The 23,265-nt window shown below is 60.0% G+C and carries 20 protein-coding genes; 13 read left to right on the forward strand and 7 right to left on the reverse strand.

All coding sequences use genetic code 11. From position 1 onward, the window contains the following. Positions 1-281: 281 nt before the first annotated feature. Positions 282-713 carry a hypothetical protein gene (locus NQ491_RS08865; protein ID WP_019246905.1) on the forward strand — a complete coding sequence of 144 codons (432 nt, stop codon included), beginning with the start codon at positions 282-284 and terminating at the stop codon, positions 711-713. A gap of 158 nt (positions 714-871) precedes the next feature. On the opposite strand, the gene NQ491_RS08870 is transcribed toward NQ491_RS08865, so the two are convergent. Beyond that, positions 872-1,558 (reverse strand): zinc metallopeptidase, encoded by a 687-nt coding sequence (locus NQ491_RS08870; protein WP_019246906.1) that lies wholly within the window; start codon positions 1,556-1,558, stop codon positions 872-874. Between the two features lie 89 nt (positions 1,559-1,647). Then, positions 1,648-2,427 (reverse strand): SDR family NAD(P)-dependent oxidoreductase, encoded by a 780-nt coding sequence (locus tag NQ491_RS08875; protein WP_019246907.1) that lies wholly within the window; start codon positions 2,425-2,427, stop codon positions 1,648-1,650. Between the two features lie 146 nt (positions 2,428-2,573). Here NQ491_RS08875 and NQ491_RS08880 point away from each other — a divergent pair, with 146 nt between their 5' ends. The 5 genes from NQ491_RS08880 to NQ491_RS08900 all read left to right on the forward strand — a co-directional run bounded on the left by NQ491_RS08880 (position 2,574) and on the right by NQ491_RS08900 (position 5,949). Then, positions 2,574-3,827, forward strand: a complete 1,254-nt coding sequence (locus NQ491_RS08880) for an ABC transporter permease (protein ID WP_019246908.1) — start codon at positions 2,574-2,576, stop codon at positions 3,825-3,827. Between the two features lie 10 nt (positions 3,828-3,837). Then, the gene (gene ubiE, locus NQ491_RS08885; RefSeq protein WP_019246909.1) at positions 3,838-4,587 is read left to right on the forward strand and encodes a bifunctional demethylmenaquinone methyltransferase/2-methoxy-6-polyprenyl-1,4-benzoquinol methylase UbiE; all 750 of its coding nucleotides are present in this window, start codon (positions 3,838-3,840) and stop codon (positions 4,585-4,587) included. 2 nt (positions 4,588-4,589) lie between these two features. After that, positions 4,590-5,090 carry a hypothetical protein gene (locus tag NQ491_RS08890; RefSeq protein ID WP_034283475.1) on the forward strand — a complete coding sequence of 167 codons (501 nt, stop codon included), beginning with the start codon at positions 4,590-4,592 and terminating at the stop codon, positions 5,088-5,090. Further along, positions 5,087-5,599: a hypothetical protein gene (locus tag NQ491_RS08895; protein ID WP_019246911.1), complete on the forward strand. Its 513-nt coding sequence runs from the start codon at positions 5,087-5,089 to the stop codon at positions 5,597-5,599. The genes NQ491_RS08890 and NQ491_RS08895 overlap by 4 nt, the downstream gene beginning before the upstream one ends. A gap of 137 nt (positions 5,600-5,736) precedes the next feature. After that, positions 5,737-5,949, forward strand: coding sequence for a hypothetical protein (locus NQ491_RS08900; protein ID WP_259800657.1), 213 nt, complete (start codon positions 5,737-5,739; stop codon positions 5,947-5,949). 331 nt (positions 5,950-6,280) lie between these two features. Here NQ491_RS08900 and NQ491_RS08905 read toward each other — a convergent pair whose 3' ends face one another. Next, positions 6,281-7,459 (reverse strand): AIR synthase related protein, encoded by a 1,179-nt coding sequence (locus tag NQ491_RS08905; RefSeq protein WP_026089827.1) that lies wholly within the window; start codon positions 7,457-7,459, stop codon positions 6,281-6,283. A 100-nt stretch (positions 7,460-7,559) separates the two neighbouring features. Between NQ491_RS08905 and NQ491_RS08910 the strand changes: the two genes are divergently transcribed. Both NQ491_RS08910 and gdhA read left to right on the forward strand, forming a co-directional pair. After that, positions 7,560-9,113 (forward strand): hypothetical protein, encoded by a 1,554-nt coding sequence (locus NQ491_RS08910; RefSeq protein ID WP_019246914.1) that lies wholly within the window; start codon positions 7,560-7,562, stop codon positions 9,111-9,113. A 396-nt stretch (positions 9,114-9,509) separates the two neighbouring features. After that, the gene (gene gdhA / locus NQ491_RS08915) at positions 9,510-10,865 is read left to right on the forward strand and encodes an NADP-specific glutamate dehydrogenase (protein WP_019246915.1); all 1,356 of its coding nucleotides are present in this window, start codon (positions 9,510-9,512) and stop codon (positions 10,863-10,865) included. Positions 10,866-11,450: 585 nt separating this feature from the next. Here the strand turns inward: gdhA and aroB are convergent. Then, entirely contained in the window at positions 11,451-12,491 is a 1,041-nt protein-coding gene (gene aroB, locus NQ491_RS08920; RefSeq protein WP_019246917.1) for a 3-dehydroquinate synthase, read from the reverse strand. Positions 12,492-12,558: 67 nt separating this feature from the next. Between aroB and typA the strand changes: the two genes are divergently transcribed. Both typA and NQ491_RS08930 read left to right on the forward strand, forming a co-directional pair. Continuing rightward, positions 12,559-14,358, forward strand: coding sequence for a translational GTPase TypA (gene typA / locus NQ491_RS08925; protein WP_019246918.1), 1,800 nt, complete (start codon positions 12,559-12,561; stop codon positions 14,356-14,358). Positions 14,359-14,820: 462 nt separating this feature from the next. After that, positions 14,821-15,603, forward strand: coding sequence for a S1/P1 nuclease (locus tag NQ491_RS08930; protein WP_019246919.1), 783 nt, complete (start codon positions 14,821-14,823; stop codon positions 15,601-15,603). 521 nt (positions 15,604-16,124) lie between these two features. Here NQ491_RS08930 and NQ491_RS08935 read toward each other — a convergent pair. After that, positions 16,125-17,033 (reverse strand): EamA family transporter, encoded by a 909-nt coding sequence (locus NQ491_RS08935; RefSeq protein ID WP_019246920.1) that lies wholly within the window; start codon positions 17,031-17,033, stop codon positions 16,125-16,127. A 359-nt stretch (positions 17,034-17,392) separates the two neighbouring features. On the opposite strand from NQ491_RS08935, the gene NQ491_RS08940 reads away from it, so the two are divergent. Then, positions 17,393-18,613, forward strand: a complete 1,221-nt coding sequence (locus NQ491_RS08940; protein ID WP_147524753.1) for an aldose epimerase family protein — start codon at positions 17,393-17,395, stop codon at positions 18,611-18,613. Further along, positions 18,606-19,583, forward strand: coding sequence for a dihydroorotate dehydrogenase-like protein (locus tag NQ491_RS08945; RefSeq protein WP_019246922.1), 978 nt, complete (start codon positions 18,606-18,608; stop codon positions 19,581-19,583). The genes NQ491_RS08940 and NQ491_RS08945 overlap by 8 nt, the downstream gene beginning before the upstream one ends. Positions 19,584-20,276: 693 nt before the next feature. Here the strand turns inward: NQ491_RS08945 and NQ491_RS08950 are convergent. Beyond that, positions 20,277-20,852: an RNA polymerase sigma factor gene (locus tag NQ491_RS08950; protein ID WP_019246923.1), complete on the reverse strand. Its 576-nt coding sequence runs from the start codon at positions 20,850-20,852 to the stop codon at positions 20,277-20,279. Beyond that, on the reverse strand, positions 20,843-22,021 hold the full coding sequence (locus NQ491_RS08955) for a glycosyltransferase family protein (RefSeq protein ID WP_051013008.1): 1,179 nt from the start codon (positions 22,019-22,021) through the stop codon (positions 20,843-20,845). The genes NQ491_RS08950 and NQ491_RS08955 overlap by 10 nt, the downstream gene beginning before the upstream one ends. Positions 22,022-22,114: 93 nt before the next feature. On the opposite strand from NQ491_RS08955, the gene tgt reads away from it, so the two are divergent. Next, complete coding sequence (gene tgt / locus NQ491_RS08960) at positions 22,115-23,245, forward strand: tRNA guanosine(34) transglycosylase Tgt (RefSeq protein WP_019246925.1); 1,131 nt, start codon at positions 22,115-22,117, stop codon at positions 23,243-23,245. The last annotated feature ends 20 nt before the right edge of the window (positions 23,246-23,265 follow it).

Genomic DNA, 23,265 nt, shown 5'->3' on the forward strand with positions numbered 1-23,265 from the left:
CGTGTGGAGATAACAGACATTTGTATTTGGTTTTCATTGTGATTTTGAAAAATGCCATGAGAAAATGATGTATTTATTTCCGGTCGCTTTGCTGACGGCGTGCGACCGGGTTGCCGAGGAACAATACCGGCATGTCGTGTCGAAAGCCGGAACGGCGAGTATCTCGAATCACTCCGACAAGTATAGGTGTCTCATGCGGATACGACAGGTGCACGGTGAATATTCAGTCGAACATTCGATGGAGCGTTACGTCGTCGGTGTCGTGGATTTTTCCTTTGACTATGGGCGGGACAGGCGACGGGACCACCGAGCTGAGTATCATGGAGAATTTCGAGCAACAGCGCAGCGGCGTGGTCACGATTTCGGGAACGACCTCTTCCGGTGAGGAGATCGTTCGGCGGATCGATGTAACTCAGGCATGGTGCAAGCGTCGGACGACGCGGGTTTATATAGGAAAAAAAGGAGACCGCCTGATTGCTTGTTCGGGGGCGTGGCCTGCGACGAGCAGACTGACAGTAGACTTTTATTTCACATATTATATGAAACGTTACAAGTATGCTCTTCATATAGAGAAAGGCTCGTTCTGGACGGAAGATTCCGAGGGTATTCCGTGGAGTTATGCGTTTCCGGACGAGTCGGTCATCGAGTCTGTCTTGCCGGATCACGATGAAAGCACTATTTTTGAGATCAGGGAAGATCGGCGTCCCCAGTAAAACAGACGGCTCGGAAGTTCGTCCGGGCCGGACGAAACAGAGCGCCGGTCTGCCCATGTTGGCAGACCGGCGCTCTGAATTTTAGCCTTTCGGCGAAACCGGTATGCGAAAAGGAGACGGCGCCGTATCCGAACAGGTTGTCTCTTTTCGTCTGTGCGCTAATCCCTCCGCGCGAATCCGAGGTAGTAGATCAGCGTGGCGATAGCCGACAGCGCGGCGACCAGATAGGTCCGGGCCGCCCATGAGAGCGCTTCCTCGGCCTGAGCGGCCTGCTCTCCGCGCAGCGTATAACTGCCCGTGAGCCACTGCATCGCGCGCGCCGAGGCGTTGTACTCGACCGGCAACGTCACGATGCTGAACAGGGCCGAGGCGGCGATCATTGCGATACCGACCCAAAACAGCGCGGGAAACGTCTTCATCATCAGGATTCCGGCTATTACGACCCATACGGCCCATTGAGACGAGAAGCTGACGACCGGCACGAGCGCCGAGCGGAGTTTCAGCGGGGCGTATTCCTTGGCGTGCTGTACCGCATGCCCGCACTCGTGAGCCGCTACGGCCGCCGCGGCTACGCTGTTGCTCGCGTAGACCGACTCGCTCAGGTTGACCGTTTTCGTGGCCGGATTGTAGTGGTCGGTCAGATGGCCGGGCGTCGAGACGACCTTCACGTCGTAGATGCCGTTGTCGTGCAGCATGCGTTCGGCTACGTCGCGTCCGGTCAGGCCGCCGGAGAACATGACTTTCGAGTATTTCTTAAAAACAGACTGGAGTTTGGCTTGCACGATAAAGCCGACGATGCCGATGGCGATAATCAGCAGAAACTCCGCATTCATGGGTCCGATCATGGTTTTTCGATGTTTTTTGGGAAAGACGAAACCGCTCGTCGTTCCGTTTCATTTATTCAGTTTTTTTATAAACGCTGCGAGGCCGTCTCTTATTGCTTTGCCGCGACGGGTTTGCGGCAGGTCAGGTAAGCGTTGGCCTGCCGGGCCGGCATGACTTCGATGTCGTTGATGTTGACATGGGCCGGGAGCGAGACGATCCACGCGACGATCCGCGCGATGTCGTCGCCCGTGAGCGGTTCGATGCCCCGATAGACTTCGCGGGCCCGCTCGCGGTCGCCGTGGAATCGGACGGTCGAGAACTCGGTGTCGACCATGCCGGGCCGTATCTCGGTCACTTTGATCCCGTGGCTCAGCAGGTCCATCCGCATGCCTTGAGAGAGCGCATGCACGGCATGTTTCGACGCGCAGTAGACGGCTCCGTTCTCATAGGGCTGCGTGCCGGCGATCGAGCCGATGTTGACGATATGGCCCCCTTGCCCGTTCTCGATCATCATCCGCGAGACGGCGCGCGTGACGTAGAGCAGACCCTTGACGTTCGTGTCGATCATCTTGTCCCAGTCCATCGGGTCGCCCTCGTCGATGTGCTCGAACCCGGAAGCCAGTCCGGCATTGTTGACCAGTACGTCGATCGTGCGGAAATGGCCGGGCAGCGCGTCGATCGCGCTCTCGGTCTGGAAACGGTCGCGCACGTCGAATCCGAGGACCAGCGCCTTGACGCCGAATTCCTTTTCCAAGCGGTCGTTGAGGGCTTGCAGCCGGTCCGTCCGACGACCGGTGATGACCAGATCGTAACCCAGTTCGGCCAGCGCCCGTGCGGTGGCGGCTCCTATGCCCGAGGAAGCTCCCGTGATAAATGCCGTTTTGCTCATGTGCCTGTGCGTTTCGTTCTCCGTCCGGGGGCATCGGCGCCCCGAGCCGCCGATGCGGGGGAAACCTCGACGGTTCGAGTGCAAAAATAGGAAATTTTGCGTTACTTTGCATTTTGCATGCCGAATACTTTAAAACCGACGGCCCGATGGGCAGACTGAATCTCGAATACTTTCTGGCGAAGCGGATAGCTTCCGTTTCGTCCGGCCGCCGAAACAACGTGATGGTGCGGGTCGCCACGCTGAGCGTCGCCATAGGCGTCGCGGTGATGATCGTCTCGCTGGCCGTCATATTCGGATTCAAGCGCGAGATAACCGCCAAGCTGTCGGGTTTCGGGGCCCATGTGCAGATCGCCAGTCTGGACGGCAACGCGTCGTCCTATGAGACGGAGCCCGTCAGCCGCGATCAGCCGTTCGCGGACTATTTGCGCGGAATCCCCCGCTTCGAGAGTCTCAACCCCTATGCCGTGAAAGGCGGCATCCTGCGTGGCGAAGAGGCGATGCAGGGGATCGTGCTCAAAGGGGTCGATTCGACCTACGATTGGACGCCGATGCGGAGGAGCCTCGTCGCCGGCAGGCTGCCCGACGTGAGCGACACGGTCCGCCATAAGGAAGTGCTGCTCTCGCGTGCGGTGGCCGACCGGATGGAGGCGGACGTGGGCGATCCGATCGAGATGCTTTTCGTGCAGAATCCCCCGCGCCGCGACCGATTCCGCGTCAGCGGAATCTACGACACGGGTTTCGGCGAATTGGACCGGGTGCTGGCGCTGACCGACCTGCGCAACGTCCAGCGGCTCAACGGTTGGGATTCGACTCAGGTGAGCGGCTTCGAGCTGCGCACGACGGATTTTTCGCATCTCGACCGCTTTACCGACGACGTGTATCGCGCGGTGGTCGAGCATCAGCGGACCGACCGCGACGAGCCGTTGCGGGTGACGAACGTTCGGATGCAGTATCCGATGATTTTCGACTGGCTCGACGCGCACAACGTCAACGCGGCCGTGATCATTACCGTGATGCTGCTGGTCGCGCTGTTCAACATGATCGCCGCGCTGCTGATCATTCTGCTCGAACGGACGCGGATGATCGGCGTGCTGAAGACGCTGGGCATGGGGAACGGGGCGTTGCAGAAGATGTTCGTGATCCGCTCGTCGTTCATTATCCTGAGGGGCATGGTCTGGGGAAACCTGATCGGCATCGGGCTGTGCCTGCTGCAATATTTTACGGGCTGGATCACGCTCGACGAGCAAGGGTATTTTCTGACGACGCTTCCGGTCAGTATCCGCTGGGGGTGGGTGCTGATGCTCAATGCCGGAACTTTCGTCCTGATCGTCGTGCTGCTTTCGCTGCCCACGATGCTTATTTCGTTCATCCTGCCGGAGAGAAGCATCCGGTTCGAATAAATGCGATGCGATGAAGCCTTATAACGATACGGACGGGAAGAAAGAGCAGGTGCGGGCGATGTTCGACGGGATAGCCCGTCGCTACGACCTGCTGAATCACCTGCTTTCGCTGGGTGTCGACCGGGGCTGGCGCCGCCGGGTCGTGCGGGCGGTCCGGGCGGAGCGTCCCCGTTCGGTGCTGGACATGGCCACCGGCACGGCCGATCTGGCGATCATGCTGGCCAAGTCCTGCCCCGGGGCGAGAGTCGTCGGCGTCGATCTGTCGGAACGGATGCTGGCCGTAGGACGGGCGAAAGTGGAACGGGAGTCTTTGTCGGAGCGTATAGAGCTCGTGCAGGGCGACGCCGAGTCGGCCGCTTACGGCCGCGAAGCGTTCGATGCGGCGACGGTGGCTTTCGGCGTGCGCAATTTCGAGGATATTCCCGGCGGTTTGACAGGGTTGTTTTCCGCCCTCAGACCGGGAGGAAAACTGTTCGTGCTCGAGTTCGGCATGCCGCGCGGCAGAATTTTCGGGACCGTTTACCGTTTCTACTTCCACCGGGTTCTGCCCCGGTTGGGGGGATGGGTGTCGCGCGACGGGAAGGCGTACAGCTATCTGCCCCGCTCGGTGGACGAGTTCCCTTACGGAGAGGCTTTCGTCCGGTTGCTGGCGGAAGCGGGCTTCGAGGATTGCGACTGCCGGAATCTTTTCGGAGGCGTGGCGCAGATTTATACGGCCCGCCGGCCGGACGCGTGTGAAAAAACTGAAAAAAGACGATGAGCATGAAAAAAGTATGGATCGTGGCGGTGTTCGCGTTGGCCGCCGTGTCGTGCGTCCGCATGGAGGATATCTCCTGTGACGGAGTCGAATCGGTCGAGGTGCGCTCGCTGGGGGCGTCCCGCTCGCTCGTAGAGGTATCCTTGCGCGCGTCGAACGCTTCGGGCGCGGCGGTTTCGATCGTCCGGGCCGATCTGACGCTCGATCGGGGCGAAACTACCCTGCTGAGGGCTTCGGTCGACGAGAAAGTCCGGTTGCCCCGTCGGTCGGAGGAAGCGACGGTCCGCATTCCGGTGGAAATACGTTTTGAAGGAGGATTGCTGGGCGCTTTAGGTGCCATGGGGACCCTTTCTTCGGGTGCCCGAGGAACGACCGTGTCGGGCGAAGTCGTGCTGAAAGCCGGCATGATGCGTAAAAAATACAAAGTCGAGCGGATGGATACCGATGCCTTTCTGAGGCAGTTCGGCATCGATTTGTCCGAAATGATGGAGGAGTTCGGATTATGAAACGGAAATTTTGGATCGCCCTGCTGCCGCTCTGCGGCTGTTTCTGCGTGGAAGCCGGGGCGCAGAGCCTGAGCGCTCTGAAAAGCGAACTGAGTACGCCCGATCCGTCGTACGGCAGCCGGGTCGAGGTCGAGGAGCACGACGGGGCCGCGTCTGCCGTCCGCTCGATGGAGGGCCGCCGCGCGCCGGAAAAAGTACGCGGGTATCGGGTACGCATCTATTTCGACAACGTGCAGCATGCCCGCTCGCAGGCCGAGAGCGTGATGGCGCGTTTTCGGGAGATTTACCCCGACATCCCGGCCTACATGGACTACGACAACATTCCCTATTTTAAGGTGACGGTGGGCAACTGTCTGACGATGGAGGAGGCCATTATCCTGTGGGGCAGGATCAGGGATGCTTTCGACCGGGCATTCATCGTGCCCGAGAGCATGCCTCTCGAGCTTTTCGGCCAACAGCCGGTCGCACGGACGGACGGGCCGGAGGCGCCGAGCGGTAGCGGATTATAGAAAAATTTTCCGAAAAAACAAATCTTTTTCCGGAAAGAAGCGAAACTTCCCGCCTGAAAGTTGCATTAATAGCAAATCATTTTATACATTTGCGGCTGAATAATTCAACCAATTTAATTCTTGTTATTATGAAAACTTTGGCAAAATCTGTCATGATGCTCGCAGTAGTTGCTGCCTCCGTATCTTTCGCTTCTTGCGGTACCTCGGCTGCGGACAAGGCTAAGGCCGATTCGATCGCTGCCGCTGCCAAGGCCGACTCGATCGCCGCTGCCGAAGAGGCTGCCGCCGCTGCCGCCGCCGCCGCTGCCGCAGACTCGCTCGCTGCCGACTCTGCCGCTGTTGCGGAATAAGTTCGGGCGACCGGCTCGCGAAGCATCGTTCGCTGAATAAAGGATCTTCCGCCGAGCGGGGACCCTTTATTTTTTTGTTCCTGCGGGAGGATGCGGAGGGTGTCCGGCGCTGGGAATGCCGTAAGCGATGGTCGCCGGCCTTTGCCGTGTCGTCGCTATCCGGAGCGATACGGGAGGGTAAGTGGAATGTTGCGGTCGGACGGAAGCCGGACCTGCGGCGGTACGCCGGGGCCCGCGCCTAAGAGTGGAACCGTGCGGAACGTCAAAAGAGGCTGCCCGACTTATTCGTGTCGGGCAGCCTCTTCGCTTTCTTCGTTTTGCGGGCCGATCGCTACTTGGCGTAGTTCAGTTCCCGGCCTTCGTGGCGGATCGTGACCGATGCACGGTCGGCTTCCTCGACCCGTCCGATCACCCGGGCGTCGATACCGAAACCTTTCGAGATGCGGACGATGTCGTCGGCCGCCGCCGGATCCGCGTAGATCTCCATGCGGTGCCCCATGTTGAATACGCTGTACATCTCGCGCCAAGGGGTCTGCGACTCCTGCTGGATCAGCCGGAACAGCAGCGGGGTATCGAACAGATTGTCCTTGATTATGTGGAGCCGGTCGACGAAGTGCAAGATTTTGGTCTGTCCTCCGCCGCTGCAATGGACCATGCCCCGGATATCGCCCCGGTGCTCGTCGAGAATCGCGCGGACGACGGGAGCGTAGGTGCGCGTGGGCGAAAGCACGAGCTTGCCTACCGTCAGCGGGCAGCCGGGCACCGTGTCGGTCAGCCGGTACTTGCCGCTGTATACCAGATCGGAGGGCGTTTCGGGATCGTAGGTTTCCGGATATTTCTCCGCCAGTATCCGGGCGAACACGTCGTGCCGGGCCGAGGTCAGACCGTTGCTGCCCATGCCGCCGTTGTACTCGTCTTCGTAGGAAGCCTGTCCGAACGAGGCGAGACCTACGATCGCGCAGCCGGGTCCGATATGCGCGTTATCGATCACGTCGCTTCGGCGCAATCGGGCCGTGACGGTGCTGTCGACGATGATCGTGCGCACCAGATCGCCCACGTCGGCCGTCTCGCCGCCCGTCGAGCGTATCTCGAAACCCTGATCGCGCATCTTCTGAAGGAACTCTTCCGTGCCGTTGATGACGGCCGAGACGACCTCGCCGGGGATCAGGTGCTTGTTGCGCCCGATCGTCGACGACAGCAGTACGTTTCCGGTCACGCCGACGCACAGCAGGTCGTCGGTGTTCATCACGATCGCGTCCTGAGCGATGCCTTTCCATACCGATGCGTCGCCCGTCTCGCGCCAGTAGGCGTAGGCGAGCGCCGACTTGGTTCCCGCTCCGTCGGCGTGCATGACGAGGCATGCCTCCGGATCGCCCGAGAGCGTGTCCGGGATGATTTTGCAGAAGGCTTTCGGATAAAGGCCCTTATCGATATGGCGGATGGCCGCGTGCACGTCCTCTTTCGAGGAGGATACTCCCCGTCCGGCGTAGCGTGAAATAGTGGTGGACATATTGGCGAAAATATATGGTAAATTTCCACAAATATAGCCATTAATTTCGTTTGCGGATAATTATTTGGTAAATTTGCTGACGGCAAAAACAAGCTCTACGATGAATGCAGCCAGCGGAAAACAGGAGCCCGTATTCGACCTGATACGAAGCATGAGTAAAGCCGAGAAGCGGAACTTCAAGCTCTACGCGACGCGCCTTTCGGGCAATCAGGAGGCGAAGTTCGTCACGCTGTTCGACTGCATGGACTCGCTCGACGAATACGACGAGGCGAAGATTTTGCAGCGCTGTCCGATCAAGAAGGAACAGCTGCCCAACATGAAGGCCCATCTGTATAAGCAGATACTGGTCAGCATCCGTCTGCTGGACGTGCAGCGGACGGTTCCGATGCAGCTCCGCGAGCAGATCGACTTCGCCCGCATACTCTACGATAAGGGCCTTTTCCGGCAGAGTTCCAAGATGCTCGACAAGGCCAAGGAGACGGCGCTTGCCAACGAGCAGTATACCGCCGCGATCGACATCATCGATTTCCGCAAGAAGATGGACACGCTGAGTGTCGCCCGGGGAGTCATGTCCAAGAGCGAGGCGGCGAGCCGGCAGGCCATCGAATTGTGCGGCCGGATCGAGAACGTCAACGAGCTGTCGAACGCCGGGGTGCAGCTTTACGCCCTGTACCTTCAGCTGGGTTATGCCCGGACGCAGAAGGACCTGGACATGATCGAGCAGTTCTTCGGCCCGAGACTCGACAAGTACGGCGATCCCTCGAAGCTGTCGTTTCTCGAGCGGCTCTACCTGTATCAGGCGCAGGTATGGTATCACTATATCCGGCACGATATGCTGACGTGCTACAAGTATGTCTGTCGCTGGATCGCGCTCTTCGACCGCGAGCCCCAGATGAAGCAGCAGATGTACGATACCTACCTCAGGGGCTATTCGCGTCTGCTCGACGGCCTTTTTCTGATGCGCAGTTACCGGCGTTTCGTCCAGACGCTGGCGGCGTTCGAGGACGAGTACGAGACGATCGGCAGTCTGAACGGCAATGCCAAGCTCATATCGAGACATATTCTCTATGCCAACCGGATGAACCGGCATTTCTGGGAAGGGACCTTCGCCGAGGGCGTGGAGATGATTCCCGAAGTCGAGCGGTTCCTCCGCGACTGCGAGTCCCAGCTGAACATTCATCACCGTATGGTGCTCTGCTATAAGATAGCATGTCTCTATTTCGGGAACGGCGATCACCGCAAGTGCATGGAGTATCTGGGCCGGATCATCGGTACGCGCGACCCGCAGATACGCCGCGATTTGCAATGCTATGCGCGGATTCTGAACCTGATCGCCTCCTACGAAGCGGGCATCGACTATAACCTGGACTATCAGGTGCGCTCGGTCTACCTGTTCCTGATCAAGATGAACGACATGCAGCAGGTGCAGCGTGCGATCATGGCCTTCCTCAAGCGGCTCAACTCGATGTACGAGACGACGCTCAAGGACGAACTGAGGCAGCTCTTCCGCCGGCTCAAGCCGCTCGAGCATCATCCCTACGAGCGTCGGACGTTCTACTATCTCGACATTCTTTCGTGGCTCGAGAGCAAGCTCAAGGGGGTACCGGTGGCCGAGGTGATCCGGCAGCGGTTTCTGCAGCAGAACGGACGATAGCTCGGCCGGAGAACCGATCCGTAAGGGGCGCGGCCGCGCGGTTTTCCCGAAACTTTTCCGCTTCCCCGCCTTTTCGGCGTGTGTCTTCGACGGTTCCGGCGGACGATACGGCAGGGCCGCTCGGGCAGATCGGCGGCGCGGACAGACGATGAAAATAAAACGAATTTTTTCGCTTTTTTTTCGCCGCTAACGATTTCAGGTCGCCGGCTGCCCGCAGCTTACCATTTGAAAGCAAACGCCTCGCCGGGCCGCGATTTAGTAACGAATTTCCGTGTTTGTTTTTTAACTAAATGTGATGAAACGGGCAATTGGCGCTCGTTCTGTTTGTTTTTTAGGTTTCATTGCACTATTTTTACCGTCCGAAACAGAGTAAAATACACGTAAACCCCAAGTCCAATGGAAAAACACGTTCAACAGTATGTGGATGACTTCATGGCTCAGATCGTAGCCAAGAATCCCGGAGAGAAAGAGTTTCACCAGGCGGTGCACGAGGTCGTGGAGTCGCTGGCGGAGTATATCCTGCAGAATCCCGTGCTTCAGAAAATGAAGGTGCTCGAGCGTATCGCCGAGCCCGAGCGGGTCGTCATGTTCCGTGTTCCATGGCTCAACGACAAGGGTGAAATAGAGATCAACAAGGGATACCGCATCGAAATGAACAGCGCGATCGGGCCCTACAAGGGCGGCATCCGATTCCATTCGTCGGTGAATCTGAGCATTCTGAAATTTCTCGCTTTCGAGCAGACGTTCAAGAACAGCCTGACCACGCTGCCGATGGGCGGCGGCAAGGGCGGTTCGGACTTCAATCCCAAGGGCAAGTCCGACAACGAAGTGATGCGTTTCTGCCAGTCGTTCATGACCGAATTGCAGCGGCATATCGGTGCGAACACCGACGTCCCGGCCGGCGATATCGGCGTGGGCGGCCGGGAGATCGGCTTCATGTTCGGCCAGTACAAGCGGCTGCGCAACGAATTCACCGGTACGCTGACGGGCAAGGGACTCGACTGGGGCGGCAGTCCGCTGCGTCCGGAAGCCACCGGCTACGGTACCTGCTACTTCGCTCAGGAGATGCTCGCTACGCGCGGCGAGAGCTTCAAGGGCAAGACGGTCGCGATCTCCGGATCGGGCAACGTGGCCCAGTATGCCTGCGAGAAAGCGACCCAGCTCGGCGCGAAGGTCGTGACGCTGTCCGACTCGTCGGGTTACGTCTACGATCCGGAGGGCATCGACGCCGACAAGCTGGCTTATGTGATGGAACTGAAAAACATCTTCCGGGGCCGGATCAAGGAATATGCCGAGAAATATCCGCAGGCTACCTATTACGAGGGACAGCGCCCGTGGAGCGTGAAGTGCGACATCGCGATGCCGTGCGCCACTCAGAACGAGCTCGACGGCGACGAGGCGCAGACGCTGATCGCCAACGGTTGCATCTGCGTGGCCGAAGGCGCCAACATGCCTTCGACGCCCGAAGCGATCAAGGCGTTTCAGGATCATAAGCTGCTCTACTCTCCGGGCAAGGCGTCGAACGCCGGCGGCGTAGCCACGTCGGGGCTGGAGATGTCGCAAAACTCGATGCGTCTCGTGTGGTCGCCCGAGGAGGTCGATGCGAAGCTGCACTCGATCATGAAGAACATCCATGCCGCCTGCGTCAAGTACGGCACCGAGCCGGACGGCTACGTGAACTACGTGAAGGGCGCGAACATCGCCGGTTTCATGAAGGTGGCCAACGCGATGCTGGCACAGGGTTGCGTATAGTGCTCGCGGAAATCTTAGCGATACGACGGGGCCGGTTTTTCCGGCCTCGTTTTTTTATGCTGCCTGCGGGCGCGAGGACGCAGCTCTTTTCGGAATGCGCGCCGTTTGTCCGAAAACGAAGGGTCCGAGGGCCGTCGGATGTCGCCGGACGGCTCCGGAACGCATGCCGATCCTGTCCGGGCGGTTCGCTTCGGGCAATCCGTCCTCGGTTCGGTATTCCGGACAATACGAGAAGGCGGACGCATGCCGCCCATGTCTTGCATGGGAAGAACGGGTATCGGGCTTTTTGCAAAAAACTCCGGAAACTGGACCCGCCGCGGGCGGACTGTCCTGTCGGTACCCCATCGTGCGACGGGTCGTTTCGCGCCGGCCCGCCCGATCGGTTTCAGGGTGTCGTCGATCTTTACCCTTGCCCGGGTCGTCGAGACGGTCCGGACGAGGCGTTCCGTGCCGTATGCCGGTGGGGGCGAATTGTTGCTCTCTGGATGCCAGAGACGCTTGCGCACGGTTTTTCCGGCGGAAAAACGCAGCCTTTCGAGGTTTGAACGAGAGGCGGGTACCGGAGCATACAGGGGTGTCTCCGTACTACTTCAGCAAGTCCGCCGTCCGGTCGATCTCGTCGAACGTCATCGGGCGTATCTCGCAGTCGCCGATGCCTCGCATCAGCACGAAGGCGACCGAGCGGGCCTCTTTTTTCTTGTCGTGCTTCAGCGCGGCGATCAGGCGGGGCAGTTCGATGCCGGTCGCGACGGGCAGCCCCATCCCCTCGAATACGCTCCGCACGCGGGCAGCCTCTTCCGCCGTGACGGTTCCGAGCCTTTCGGACAGGCGCGCGATCATGACCGTGCCGATCGCGACGGCCTCGCCGTGCAAGAAGTCGCGGCTGCATTTTTCGATCGCATGCGCGAACGTATGTCCCAGATTGAGCTTGCGCCGCTCGTCGCTCTCCCGTTCGTCCCGCTCGACGATATGCGCCTTGACCTTCACGGCCCGCATGACCGCCTCTCCCAGCAGCGCCCGGTCGCGTCGGAACTCCTCGAGCGAATGGCTCTCGAACAGTCCGAACAGTTCTCTGTCGGCGATCAGGCCCGCCTTGACGATTTCGGCCAGCCCGGCCCGGAACTCCCGCTCGGGCAGCGTGTCGAGCATGGCCGGGTCGCAGAGCACGAAGTCGGGCTGGTTGAAGGTCCCGACCATGTTCTTGTATCCCTCGTAGTTGACGCCGTTCTTGCCGCCGACGCTCGCGTCGACCTGCGCGAGCAGCGTCGTCGCGACGAAGCCGAAACGCAGGCCCCGCATGTAGGTCGAGGCGACGAAACCCGTCACGTCGGTCACGATGCCGCCGCCGAAGCCGACGAGGAACGTCGAGCGGTCGGCTCCTCGGGCGAGCAGCTCGCCGTAGAGCTTGCCTGCCGTCCCGAGCGTCTTGTTGGGCTCGCCCAGACCGATCAGGCAGTAGTCGTAGCGGTTGATGATTTCCTTGTACAGGCGGTGGACGTTCGGGTCCGTCACGATCACGACCTTGCGGCCCGACGGCAGATAGTTCTCCAGCGAGTTGATCGCGTCTCCGATCACCACTCGCGAGGGCGCGTCCGCTCCGCGCCCGACCTCGATGACTTGCTTCATGGCAGACAGTTTATTGATGACAAAGATAAATTAATTTCGTACCTTTGCCGCGACTTAAAGACACGGTATGCAAAAAATACGCAACATAGCGATCATCGCCCACGTCGATCACGGAAAGACTACGCTGGTCGACAAGATGATTATGCAGGGGCATCTTTTCCGGGACAACGAGAAGACCGGCGAGCTGATCATGGACAACAACGATCTGGAGCGCGAGCGCGGGATCACGATCCTGTCGAAGAACGTGTCGGTCAACTATAACGGATACAAGATCAATATCATCGATACGCCGGGCCACTCCGACTTCGGCGGCGAGGTGGAGCGCGTGCTGAACATGGCCGACGGCGTGCTGCTGCTCGTGGACGCGTTCGAAGGCACGATGCCGCAGACGCGGTTCGTGCTTCAGAAAGCGCTGTCGCTGGGTAAGAAGCCGATCGTCGTCGTCAATAAGGTAGACAAGCCGAACTGCCGTCCCGAGGAAGTCTACGAGCAGGTGTTCGACCTGATGTTCACGCTGAACGCGACCGAGGAGCAGCTCGACTTCGTGACCATTTACGGCAGCGCCAAGCAGGGCTGGATGTCGCATGTGTGGAAGGAGCGCACGCAGGACATCACGCCGCTGCTGGACGCGATCATCGACAACATACCCGCTCCGGAGATGAAGGAGGGGACGCCTCAGTTGCTGATTACTTCGCTCGAATATTCGCCCTACGTGGGCCGCATCGCCGTCGGCAAGCTGACGCGTGGCACGCTCCGCTCGGGCATGCCGATCACGCTCGCCAAGCGGGACGGCAAGACGATGGTCAAGACGCGCATCAAGGATCTGATGGTGTTCGACGGGCTCGGCAAGACGAAGGTCGAGAGCGTCGGTTGCGGCGAAATCTGCGCGTTGGTCGGCATCGAGGGCTTCGAGATCGGCGACACGGTCTGCGATTACGAAAATCCCGAGCCGCTCGAGCCGATCGCGATCGACGAGCCGACGATGAGCATGCTGTTCACGATCAACGACTCTCCCTTTTTCGGCCGCGAGGGCAAGTATGTCACCTCGCGTCATATCAAGGAGCGGCTCGACCGCGAGTTGGAGAAGAATCTCGCGCTGCGGGTCGAGCCCGGGGCGTCGTCCGACAGTTTCGTCGTGTACGGACGAGGCGTGCTGCATCTGTCGGTGCTGATCGAGACGATGCGCCGCGAAGGGTACGAGCTTCAGGTAGGGCAGCCGAAAGTCATCATCAAGCAGATCGACGGGCAGAAGTGCGAGCCGGTCGAGGAGCTGACGATCGACATTCCCGAGGAATACTCGGGCCGTGCGATCGAGTTGGTTACCAAGCGCAAGGGTACGATGACCGACATGGCGACCGTGCACGACCGTCAGCGCATCGTGTTCGACATTCCGTCGCGCGGCATCATCGGACTGCGCAGCAACCTGCTGACGGCTACGGCCGGCGAGGCCGTCATGTCGCACCGGCTGAAAGGCTTCGAGCCTTATAAGGGCGACATGGAGATGCGTCAGAACGGCTCGCTGATCGCGATGGAGACCGGTACGGCCTATGCCTACGCGATCAACAAGCTGCAGGATCGCGGCACGTTCTTCGTTTCGCCTCAGGACGAGATTTATGCCGGTCAGGTCGTGGGCGAGAGCACTCGCTCCGAGGATATCGTCATCAACCTGACCAAGTCCAAGAAGCTGACCAATATGCGTGCGAGCGGGTCGGACGACAAGGTGTCGATCGCGCCGCCGGTCATTTTCTCGCTAGAGGAAGCGCTCGAGTATATCAAGGAGGACGAGTATGTCGAGGTGACGCCCAAGTCGATCCGCCTGCGCAAGATCATTCTCGACGAGACGATGCGCAAGCGTCAGGCGAAATAGCGGGTTTCCCCGGTCCGCCGTAACGACGCGGGAAAACGGGGCGAGGACCGTTTCGGCAGTTCGCCGGGCGGTTGGAGCCCGGGGCGAATTTGCATTTTACGGTTTCGCCCTTGTCGGAACGATTTCTGACAGGGGCGATTTCCGTTTTAGGGGACTTGTCGGAAGCCTCTTTTTCATTCCTTATAAAAAAATCGTCCGCGCGTTTGCGGTGTCGCCGGTTCCGGGTTGTTCGTAAGCTATGTCCTGTGGGGGCGCATGGCTGCCGGTCCGACGGGGGCGGTTTTCCGACGGGCCGGGCGTTTCGTCGCAGTGCCGTCCGGCCGTTTGCGTCGGCTCGCTCTTTCGGGGAAGTGGAGCCGGAAGCGCGTTTTCTCGGGGGAAGAGCGTCGGCGGGTTGATCGGAACGCGGATTATACCTATCTTTGTTAGGACCTACTGCGTCGAATTTAAACGAAAACTCACATGAAGAAGATTTTTGCGGCGGCGCTCGTGCTGCTTGTCGTTCCCTTTTCCTCCTCTGCGTGGGACAAGCTGGGACACGACGTTTCGGCGATGATCGCTTGGGAGAATATGACTTCCAAGGCGAAGAAGAACATTTCCAAGTACCTCGAGGGACACGACGACATCGTCTACTACGCCTCGTGGATGGATTACATGGGCTATGTGACCAAGAGCGGCTACTCGAACGAGTGGTTCGACCACTGCGTACCCGTCAACAAGGATTTCGAGTATGCCGAGGGCGATTTCCCCGGCGATGCGCTGATGGCTATCGAGAAAGCCATCGAGCGTCTGGGCGACGGGAAGTACCGCAACCTCGACGACTCGACCGTGCTGCTTCTGATCAAGCATCTGGTCCATTTCCTGCCCGACATGCACTGTCCGGCGCATGTGATCTACAATTACCGACCCTCGAATTACTGGGTGGAGATCAACGGCCGCAAGGAACTTTTCCATAGCGTATGGGACAACATGCCTTCTTACGGCCCTCATGCGTGGAGCGTTTCGGAGTGGTGCCGGTATTTGGGACACTGCACCAAGGAGGAGCGGGCCGAGATGGTCGAAGGCACGCCGAGGGAGTGGGTCGCCGATAACGCCCGCAACTGCATCGTCGCTTACGACATCGTCCGTCCCGATGAGAATGTATCCGATCCGGACCGGTATCGGGGCAATCTGCTGGCCGAGCAGCAACTGCAGAAAGGAGGCTTCCGCCTGGCTCATGTGCTGAACTCGATTTTCGGCCGTTAGCCTTCGGGCGTTCCGTGCCGTCTTTCCTGCGACGGAAAATATAAGAGGCTGTCCGAATCGTGGCAGCCTCTTTTGTATTCACTGCTTTGGAAATATTCCGAGGCGATCGTATGCTTCGGTGTGCCATGCGCGTTCGCACCCGGATTTCCGTATCTGTCAGTTGCGGTTTGCGGCCGCAGGCCGCGCATCCGATTAGGCCCTGCCGTGAAATTTCCTCGGAGGGAACGTCATACGAGGAAGCCGGAGGCATCGAAAACTCGAAGGCCGGTGCGGTAAGGGTATATGATCGGGCATTTTGGAATATGTGATTCCGATGTGCCTTTCCCCCCCCCAAAAAAAAACGGACGGTTTAACGTTATCAAAACCCCGAAAGTTTTTTGTCTGACTTTCGGTGGTATGTCATTTTCGGGAGACTGAAAAGCTTGCCGACAGTCTCGGAGGTCTTGTCCGTGCGGGTTTCGGCCGAAGGGCTCCGGCGGTTTGCTTCCCTTGTCGGGATGCTTTACGGAATTTCCGGTACGTTATCCGAAATAGAGCAGCGCGACTCCGCCCAGCACGACAGCGAGCAGCGCGGCCTTCGTGCCGATCTGCCGCTCGCGGAACATCAGCGCGCCCGCGACGAACGTGACGACGACGCCCGAGCGCCGGATCGTCGAAACGACCGACAGCAGGGCCTGCGGATCGCTCAGCGCGTAAAAGTAGAGAAAATCGGCTGCTGTCAGCAGCACGGCGGTCAGAAAGATCGACCATCGCCAGCGGAAAGGGGTCGAGCGCTTGCGCGAGGGGTACCACATGGTCATGACGATGGCGATCATCATCAGCGACTGGTAGTAGCACGTGTATGCCTGAACGGCGAGTCGGTCGTAGCGGGCGATCAGGAACTTATCCCATAGCGCGCTGGCTGCGCCGAGCAGCGTCGAGGCGATCAGGAACCAGAGCCACAGCGTCTTGCGGCGGGGCGATTCCCTGTCGTCCCGTCCGTCGCGCTTGTCGAGCCGCGACAGTGCGGCCAGGGCTCCGAGCACGACTGCCACGCCCGTCCAGCGCGTCGCGTCGAGCCGCTCGCCGAAAATCAGCACGGCTCCGAGCACGACGAAAGCCGGCCGCGTCGCCTTGATGGATGCGGAGATCGTCAGCGGAAGATGTTTTGTGGCGAAGAAGCCGAAAATCCACGACCCGAGTACGATGACCGCCTTGAGCACGATACCCCAGTGAGCTTCTGCCGATACGGGCGGAATGTAGAATGCCGACTCCCGAATCCATGCCGGAGCTGCCATGCTCGATATCTGCAAGGGAAGGAACAGCAATGCGCTGATCCAGATGCTGACGGCCAGCACCGGAATCACGGCGTTCGAGTTCAGCGCGCTTTTCTTGGCCACCTCGTTCAGCCCGAGAAAAAGGGCCGAGAGCAGCGACAGAGTCAGCCACATCGTGTTCGTGCGTTAAAGGATTACGCGGGCAAAGATAACGTTTTTCGGGATTCCGAGCAGAGCGGCTTTTACCGGCGGAGGCTTCGGACGGGTCGGACCGGGCATCCGGCCCGAGTGCCGCGGTTTTCCGGACGAGCGGGCCGCCGTTGCCGGGGAAACGTGAGCTTTCCGTGCCGAGCGGCGTCGCGGAACGGGCCGGACGAGGGGCGTTCGCGGCGGATTTGCCGGCGACACGGAGCGATTCGCCCGTCCGGTCGGTTGTTTTTCGCAATAGTTTTTTATTTTTGCATATCAGAGCGGTTTTTGTCCGTCGGAATGCAGAGAGTCCGGACGATCCGTTCCCGAAATTCGGACTGACGATGAAAAACAGATTGTTACGGACCGTTATATTGCTCGGCTTGCTGGGCATCTGGGCCGGATGCGGGCAGGGCGGACACCGGCACGGGGAGGCGATCCCGATCCCCGAGAGCGCTTTCGAGAAAACCGTGCAGGGCAAGCCCGTCTCGCTGTACACGCTGCGCAACGAGAGGGGAATGCTCGTCCAGATCACCAATTACGGAGCCCGCGTCGTGGCGCTTTGGGCTCCCGGTGCGGACAGCGTGCATCGCGACGTGGTGTGGGGATACGAGACGATCGACGACTACCTGGCTGCGGGCGATCGGTTCAGCGGCCCGATCGTGGGACGCTACGGAAACCGGATCGGCGGCGCGCGCTTCGAGCTCGACGGCCGCGAGTACCGCCTGACGGTCAACGACGGGGCGAATCATCTGCACGGCGGCAGCGGCGGGTTCGCGGACAAGGTGTGGGATGCGCGGCCTTTCGTGAACGAAGCCGGAGAACAGGCCGTCGAGATGGGCTACCTCTCGCCGGACGGCGAGGAGGGATATCCGGGAACGCTTTCGATCTCGGTGACCTATACGCTGACGGCCGACAACGCGCTGCGCATCGACTACCGGGCGACGACCGACGCCCCGACCGTGCTGAACCCGACGAGCCACGTCTATTTCAATCTGAACGGTACGTCGGCCCGGGGAATCGGATCGCATGTGCTGACGATTCACGCCGGTCGCTATACGCCGACCGACGGAGGGTTGATTCCGACCGGCGAGCTGGCGAGCGTCGAGGGTACGCCGCTCGATTTTCGGACCGCAACGCCGATCGGGTGGCGCGTCGAGTCCGATTTTCCGGCGATGCGGTCTGCCGGAGGCTACGATCACAACTGGGTGCTCGATCGCACGGGCGATTCGCTCGAGCTGGCCGCCGAAGTGTACGAGCCGTATACGGGGATACTGATGAAAGTCTGGACCGACCGGCCCGGCCTGCAGTTCTACAGCGGCAATTTCATGGATGGCAGCGACGTCGGCAAGCGCGGCGACCGGCATGACTTCCGGACGGGCATTGCGCTTGAGACGCAGAATTTTCCCGACGCGCCGAACCACGACAATTTCCCGTCGACCGTGCTGCGTCCCGGCGAGACTTATACTCAGACGAGCGTATACGCTTTCGAGATGAATAAAGAAGGGCGGTCTTATGTTCGGAACCGCCGCAAAACGCAGGATAAAACGATCGGACATGAATAGCATCGCAACGCAATATCTCGGTCTGGAACTTTCCGGCCCGGTCATTATGGGCAGCTCGGGTCTCACTTCGACGCTGCGTCACATCGTCGAAGCCGAAGAGGCCGGAGCGGGCGCCGTCGTGCTCAAGTCCGTTTTCGAAGAGCAGATTCTGCACGAGGCTTCCCGGCTGGACCGTTACAGCGATTATCCGGAAGCCGGCGACTACGTGCGCCGGTACGTGTCGGAGCATGCGCTCGCGCAGTATCTCGATCTGATTCGAGAGGCGCGGGACCGCTGCGCGATACCCGTGATCGCCAGTATCCATTGCGTTCATCCGGGCGAATGGGTCTCCTTTGCACGGTCGATCGAGCAGGCAGGGGCTTCGGCAATCGAGCTGAACATATTCGTCCTGCCTACGGATGCGGGCCTTCCCTCGGAGCAGATAGAGCGTGCGTACTTCGATATAGCGGCTCAGGTGCGCGAGGTCGTGTCCGTGCCGCTCGCGGTCAAGCTGGGCGCCGGCTTTACCAATCCGCTGCGAATCGTGCGCGGGCTTTATGCCCGGGGAATTCAGGGTGTCGTGCTGTTCAACCGCTTTTATCCTGCCGATATAGATATCGATCGTCTGACCGTGCGCGCGGGCAACCTGTACAGCCACCGGTCCGAGCTGTCGGGCGCGCTGCGCTGGGCTGCGCTCGTCAGCGGATCGGAGCCCGGAATCGATGTGGCCGTTTCGACCGGCGTTCATCAGGGCGAGGACGTCGTGAAGGCCATGCTGGCCGGAGCTTCCGCCGTCGAGATAGCCAGCGCCGTGTACGAGCGGGGTCTCGGCGTGATCGCCGAAATGAACCGGTTCGTCGGGTCATGGATGGAGCGTCATGCCTTTCTTGCCGCGCGCGACTTCGTCGGACGGATGAACGCCCGTAACATTCCCGATCCGGAACTTTACGAGCGCACGCAGTTCATGAAATATTATTCCTGTCACGAGTAGCCCGAGCCTTTGGCTCTGCGGTTTTCGGGAACGGTTTTGCTCCCGGATTCGGACATGGCGCTTCCGTATCGGTATTTTCGGCCGGCTTTCCGGTTATGCTTCCGTAAGGCCCGGCGGGCTCGGAAACCGGCTTGTCTTTGCCGTGAGGTCCGTAGCGAAGATATCGTTCCTTTCGCACGATGGCGACCGGCGACCCGTATTCTCTTTGCCTATTATGACAACGGGGCTGATAACTGTTGGACCATCATAGCCGCGCCTGCTATGTATAGAAAGCCGTACGGGGAGTTGTACCCTATGTTCCCGAAGTGTTTTCGGTGCCGGTGCTTGCCCGCGATGCCCTCTGCCGTAGCGTATAAGGATCGGGAGAGACATCCGGGGCAGGTACGTTTTGTCTTTGTCGGACGGTCTCTGCTCTTCCTGCCCTTGTGTTCATTCTTTGTATGGAAAGTTAACAAGGTCTTCCCCGGGAAAGGCTCTTCCGCGTATGACGACGGTACGACCTGCGGCAAGTGACCCGTGGCGAACGCTGACGTGCTTCCGCAACGGTTCGTTCATGCCGGTCTCGGGCTTGCGACTCGGACGCTTGCGGTATCCGCAGGATCGTCTGCTTTGTGGGGAGACTTCCGGTCCAGAAGGTTCGGGATCTGGGAATAAGCGGGTATGAGAAGGGTTGCGACCGAACGGGATGCGGCTTCAGCGCGATCCGCTTTCCGTAATATAACGGCAGAGTTGTTCGCGCGCGCGGTGTATCTGCGTTTTGACCGTGCCCATCGGCAGCTGCAGCTCGGCAGCGATCTCCTCGTAGGAGTATTCCTTGAAAAAGCGCAGCTCGATCAGTTTCCGGTAGCGGGGCGACATTCTTTCGAGAAGCGATTCGAGCCGGGCGCGGCTCTGGTCGGTGATCATCCGCTCTTCGGGCGTGGGACCTCCCCAGGACGAGGAGACGCGCTCGCCGATCCGGTCGATCGGAACGGTGTCGTCGCGCTTGCGGCGCATGTAGTCGATGAACGTGTTGCGCGCGATCGTATAGACCCATTGGCCGAAGGTGTAGCGGCTGTCGTATCGCTGCATGTTCAGGTAAACCTTGACGAAAGTCTCCTGCAACAGGTCGCTCGCGTCGTCGGTCCGTCCGCTCGTCCGCTGGACGTATAGCTGGTAGATCGAGTCGCGGTAGCGGTTGAACAGGTGCTCGAACGCTACGGTGTCTCCGTCCAGCGCCCGCTCGACGAGCTGTTGGTCGGTCGATACGATGTATTGTTCTATCTCCATATTTTCCTGTTGGGCCGGATGCGGTTGCCCAGCGCCAGAGCGAATTCTCCGATGGGCGCCCAAAAATCGTGCAGAATGTAGGCCCATGCCAGTCCCCGCTCGCCGACCCTGCGGCCGATACGGCGGATCTTCAGCTCCAGCAGCAGCAGCCGTATGAGCACCAGCGAGAGCGGAACGGCGATCAGAGGCGGGGGAAGCAGCAGAGCGGCCGTTGCCGACAGCGCGAAGAACAGCAGGCGGCTCGAGAGCTCCGTACGTACCGACCGCTTGACGCGGGCGGGATAGTACCGGAACGAATAGGCGTAGAACCGCCGCACCGCGCGCCACCAGCCCAGTCCGCCGAAAGGAACCTGACGCATCGTCGCGGCCGGATTCATGACGACGCTTACGTTGTCGGACGTCGCGATCTTCTGGATGAACAGGTCGTCGTCGCCGATCTCCATGTTCAGATAGTTGAAACCCCGGCTTTCGAAGTAGAGGCTTTTGGTGTAGCCGATGTTGCCCGCGATGCCCCGGTAGGCTCGGCCCCGGGTCGCGGCGGACAGCCAGCGCACCGATCCGGCGAGCCGGCTGCACCGCATCAGCCGGTTGGCGAGCCCCTTTCCCGGTTCGATGCCGCAGTAGCCGATCACGATGTCGCCGTTGATAAAGCCTTTGGCCATCAGCGACAGCCATTTGTCCGACGACGGGTAGCAGTCGGTCGTCGTGAACACGATATGTTCGTAGGCACAGGCTTTGATACCGACGGTCAGCGCCAGTTTCGTGCCGTGACCCGCGCTGCGCTGCTGCTTGATCGCCGTCACATGGAGCCGGGAACAGGCGAGGCTTTTCTCGTGCAGCAGCTCGCCGATCTCCTCGTCGTAGCTGCAGTCGACGGCGACGACTTCGAACTCGTCGTATCGCTGGCCGAGCAGCAGAGGCAGGTAGTTCTCGATGAAATAATAGCCGTTCTCGCGGATTACGACGACGACGGAAACGGGCGGCGACGGGATTTGCGGCCGGATGCCTCGGTTGTTGCGGAAGCGGGGGAGGCCGCCGTACCGGCCGAGCCAGTAGTACAGCTGGACGAAAAATGCGGTCAAGGCTCCGGCCATGGCGCCCAGCATCCAGTCCGGATGCGCAATGCCTTGGGATAGAAGGTCGTCGTATAGCAGGTCGAGATAGTCCACCGCCGAAGTTGGAGTTTACCGCAAAGGTACCGGATTTTCGGGGAATCCGCAAACGTTTCCCGATCCGCAGGAAAATATTTACCTTTGCCGGCGATGAACTTCGAACTGCTTCATACCGATCCCGGCAGCTCGGCCCGCGCCGGACTGATTTCGACCAACCACGGGACGATCGAAACGCCCATTTTCATGCCCGTGGGTACCGTAGGCAGCGTCAAGGGCGTGTTTCACCGCGACCTGGCGGACGAGGCGGGCGCACAGATCATTCTGGGCAATACCTACCATTTGTACCTGCGTCCGGGGACCGATATTCTGGAGAGAGCCGGCGGCCTGCATCGTTTCTGCTCGTGGGACCGTCCGATTCTGACCGACAGCGGCGGGTTTCAGGTCTTCTCGCTGGCCGGTTGCCGGAAACTCTCGGAGGAAGGCTGCCGCTTCAGCTCGCATATCGACGGGTCGAAGCATCTGTTCACGCCCGAGGGAGTGATCGATATCCAGCGTTCGATCGGGGCCGACATCATGATGGCGTTCGACGAGTGTCCGCCGGGCGACGCGCCGTACGACTATGCGGCCCGCTCGCTCGATCTGACCTGTCGCTGGCTCGAGCGGTGCTTCGACCGCTATCGGCAAACGGAGCCGAAATACGGTCATTATCAGTCGCTGTTCCCGATCGTGCAGGGGTGCACTTATCCCGATCTGCGGACCCGCTCGGCCGAGTTCGTCCGGCAGTTCGACGCCGACGGCTATGCGATCGGGGGACTGGCCGTGGGCGAACCGGCTCCGGTGATGTACGAGATGATCGGGTTGCTCGACGGCTTGCTGCCCCGCGACAAACCCCGCTACCTGATGGGCGTGGGCACGCCGGCCAATCTGCTGGAGGGCATCGAGCGGGGAGTCGACATGTTCGACTGCGTGATGCCGACGCGCAACGGGCGCAACGGCATGCTGTTCACTACGGAGGGCATCGTCAATATCCGCAACGTGAAGTGGAGGGACGACTTTTCGCCGATCGACCCGGGCGCGACCTGTTTCGTCGACACGGCCTACACGAAGGCTTATCTGCGGCATCTGACCGTAGCCGGCGAGATGATGGCCGCTCAGATCGCCAGCCTGCACAACCTTTCGTTCTATCTGTGGCTCGTGCGCGAGGCGCGCAGGCATATTCTCGACGGAACGTTCTCGAGCTGGAAGCCCGGAGCCGTCGAGCGGTTTTCGCGCCGGCTGTAATTTTTCGGCTCGGAAGCCGT

It is taken from the genome of Alistipes ihumii AP11 (genome assembly GCF_025144665.1).
Taxonomy (GTDB): domain Bacteria; phylum Bacteroidota; class Bacteroidia; order Bacteroidales; family Rikenellaceae; genus Alistipes_A; species Alistipes_A ihumii.